We start from the raw sequence: 2,501 nt of genomic DNA on the forward strand, positions 1-2,501 counted from the left end.
TCCTGCACGCCCGGCGGCATCATGCGGCGGCGGCTCGGCGCGCCGTGCCCGGACTCCCCCGGCTCCTTGGCGCCCGGCCACGGCTTGGCGACCCGGGCGGCCAGCACGAACTCCTTGCGCAACGGATGGCCCTCGAAGCCGTCGGGCAGCAGCAGCGGCGTCAGGCCCGGATGCCCGTCGAAGACCACGCCGAACATCTCGTAGGTCTCCCGTTCGTGCCAGTTCGCGCCGCGGTAGACCTCGGTCGCGGTGGCCAGGCGGGGGTCCTCACGCGGCACCCGGGTCCGTACGAGCAGGTGGTGGCCCTCCTCCAGGGAGTACACGTGCGCCACGATCGCGAACCCGTCCTCCAGTTCGTCCACGGCGGTCAGCCAGTCGAAGTACGCGCAGCCGAGGTCGTCGCGGGCGAAGGTCAGCGACTCGGCCCACAGCGCCGGCGGCACGTCCACGGTGAGCAGCCCGAAGGTCTCCTCGCTGTGCACCTCGTCGCCGAACCGTCGCGACCACGCCACGGACAGCTCAATCGTCATCGCTCAGTCCCGGGATGATGTCGGGGTCGTCGACGGCGTCGACCGGCGGGGGTTCGGCGAACTTCCGGAGCCGCTGGGCCCGCCAGCGGGCGCGCTGCCTCGTCTCGGCGGCCTTGCGCACCTCTTCGGCGGGCGGCAGGTCCCGGCGGGTCTTCTCGGCCGACGCCGGGCCGCCCTCGGGCTCGGCCACCGGCAGGGGGTCCTCACGCGTCGACTCCTGCCCGGGCTGGAACTCCTGGGTCTCCTCGAAGGCCGCCGCCTCGCGGCGTACCTCCTCGGCGGGAGGCAGCGGGTCCGTGCCTCCGCTCTCCGGCTCCGGCGCGGCCTCGGGCTCCTCGACGGACGGGAGCCGCTCGGTCGTCTCCGCCGGGGCCTCCTCCACCGGAGGCAACTGCTGGGTCTTCGCCGAGGGTGCCTCGTCCGGAACCTCTTCGACGGGAGACAACCGCTGGGTCTCGGCGGACGCGTTCTCGTCCGGGACCTCCTCGGCCGGGGTCTCCTTCACGGGCGGCTCCCCTTCGGACGACGTCACGTCCTGTGCCCGCACGGCGTCCCACTCCGCCACCGGCAGGTCGATGCTCAGAGTCGGCTCCTCGGCCGCCTCGATCTCCTCCGGCTCCGGCATCGGCGGCAGCACGAGCGGGCGGCGCAGGACGGCCGGGGTGGGCGGCTTGCGCGCGACCTCCGGCGCCGGCGCGACGGGCTCGCCCTGCTGGGTGTACCGGCTGCCCAGCGACTCTGCGGCGATCTTCTCCTGGAGCCGGATGATGCCGTGCAGCAGCGCCTCGGGGCGCGGCGGGCAGCCCGGGACGTACACGTCGACCGGGATGATCTGGTCGACGCCCTTGGTCACGCAGTAGGAGTCCCAGTACGGACCGCCGCAGTTGGAGCAGGCGCCGAAGGAGATGACGTACTTGGGCTCGGGCATCTGCTCGTACAGCCGCTTGACGGCCGGCGCCATCTTGTCGCTCACCGTGCCGGAGACGACCATGAGGTCGGCCTGCCGCGGCCCCGGCGCGAACGGGATCACGCCGAGCCGGATGAAGTCGTGCCGCGACATCGAGGTCGCGATGAACTCGATCGCGCAACAGGCCAGGCCGAAGTTGAAAACCCACAGGGAGTATCGGCGCCCCCAGTTGAGCACGAACTTGATCGGCTTCGGGGCGAGCTTGCTCGCGGCCCCGATGCGGGGCTCCGGCAGATCGACGACACCCATATCGGTCATTCTTTCAGACCCAGCCGAGCACACCCTTCTTCCACGCGTAGGCGAGTCCCGCCGCGATGAAGGCGAGGAAGACGAACATCTCCCCCAGAGTGACCGAACCGTAGCCCCGGGCGGAGAACACGGTCGCCCACGGGAACAGGAACACCGCGTCGACCGCGAAGATCACGTAGAGGTAGGCGAAGACGTAGTACCGGACGTAGGACTGCGCCCATCCCTCGCCGACCGGATCGACCCCGCACTCGTAGGTCGTGAGCTTCTCCGGAGTCGGCCGATGCGGGCGCAGCGACCGGTTGGCCAGCAGCCCGCCCCCGACGATCAGACCTCCGAGCAGGAACAACACGACGACGCTGAGGTACGTGCCGAAGTAGCCGTGCATACGATCAGCGTAATGCGCCCAGCGCCTATGATGTCCCCCTTTGCAGGGCGGTCTCCGCCAGGTAACAGAAACGGCGACATCACTTGTCGGACATAGCTGCAAACCGTAAGGTCACGGCGACAAGTGGCGTTGATATAGGGGGAGCCATGAGCAACGGTCCAGAGGGCGGCCAGGGAGCACAGCCCGGGCAGCCGGACTCGTGGCCGCCGCCGGAGACCCAGGAGTGGCAGCCCGACTCCTCACCCGCGCCGGGCTGGCCATCGGGTGCACCCGGTGGTGCGGGCGGTCCTTCGGGGCCGGGCTTCCCGAGCGGACCGGGCGGACCCGGCGGTCCGGGCGGTCCGGGCGGTCCGGGCGGTCCGGGCGGTCC

3 protein-coding genes are annotated in these 2,501 nt (G+C 71.1%); all 3 read right to left on the minus strand.

Features of this window, described 5'->3' with window-relative positions:
* A partial coding sequence (locus ACFFNX_RS47520; RefSeq protein ID WP_378213006.1) for an NADH-quinone oxidoreductase subunit C occupies positions 1 to 530 on the minus strand: 530 nt, incomplete at its 3' end.
* The gene (locus tag ACFFNX_RS47525; protein WP_378213008.1) at positions 520 to 1,746 is read right to left on the minus strand and encodes an NADH-quinone oxidoreductase subunit B; all 1,227 of its coding nucleotides are present in this window, start codon (positions 1,744 to 1,746) and stop codon (positions 520 to 522) included. The genes ACFFNX_RS47520 and ACFFNX_RS47525, both read right to left, overlap by 11 nt.
* Before the next feature lie 13 nt (positions 1,747 to 1,759).
* Positions 1,760 to 2,131, minus strand: a complete 372-nt coding sequence (locus ACFFNX_RS47530) for an NADH-quinone oxidoreductase subunit A (RefSeq protein ID WP_285582395.1) — start codon at positions 2,129 to 2,131, stop codon at positions 1,760 to 1,762.
* Positions 2,132 to 2,501 lie beyond the last annotated feature (370 nt).

Source organism: Actinoallomurus acaciae, from assembly GCF_042429965.1.
GTDB lineage: Bacteria > Actinomycetota > Actinomycetes > Streptosporangiales > Streptosporangiaceae > Actinoallomurus > Actinoallomurus acaciae.